Consider the following 639-nt stretch of genomic DNA (forward strand, 5'->3'; position numbering starts at 1 on the left):
GACTGCGCCTGCTGCGCGGCGGCGAGGAGGAGGACGAGGAGGGCGCTGGGGGTGGCCATACTCTGGGAGCGGCGAGCTTTCCGGCAGGAGCGAGTGGTGGTACCCACCCCGGGTCTCTGCGCGCAGTCAAGTCAAGATGTAATTGACAACCGTTGTTGAATGCAATCATCTCTTACGCCCATGACCATCGCTGAGCAAGTGGCATCGACGCGACGCGCAGTGGTCCGGCTGCTCACCCAGAAAGTGGGAGAGCAAACGGATCGACCACTGATGCAGCTGCTCGTGCTGAAGACCATCGGCGTGGTCGGGCTCCACAGTCAGGCCGCCATCGCGGAGCGGCTGCTCATCGACGCGCCCGCAGTGAGCCGGCTGGTGGATCGCCTGGAGGAGGATGGGCTGGTGGCGCGCCGCGCGGGGGAGAACCGCCGCTGCGTGCGCCTGGAGATCACCGAAGCGGGGCGCCAGGAGTACCAGGCCCTGCAGCGCGCCGTGGACTGGCTGGACACGCAGGCCCGCGAGTCGCTGTCGCCACCGGAGTTCGACGAGCTGTCGCGCCTCCTGGACAAGCTGCAGACGGGGCTGTTCCAGCTCCTGGGCAACGAGCCCGCCCCCGCCCCCCGCAAGGACGACCTGTTGTCC

1 protein-coding gene is annotated in these 639 nt (G+C 67.9%); it reads left to right on the forward strand.

Going from position 1 to position 639, the window contains the following annotated elements:
* Nucleotides 1-270 precede the first annotated feature (270 nt).
* Nucleotides 271-639, forward strand: a 369-nt coding sequence (locus tag D7X96_RS39145) for a MarR family winged helix-turn-helix transcriptional regulator (RefSeq protein WP_233610401.1), incomplete at its 3' end; no start/stop codon positions are given.

This window comes from Corallococcus interemptor, assembly GCF_003668875.1.
GTDB classification, from domain to species: Bacteria; Myxococcota; Myxococcia; order Myxococcales; family Myxococcaceae; genus Corallococcus; species Corallococcus interemptor.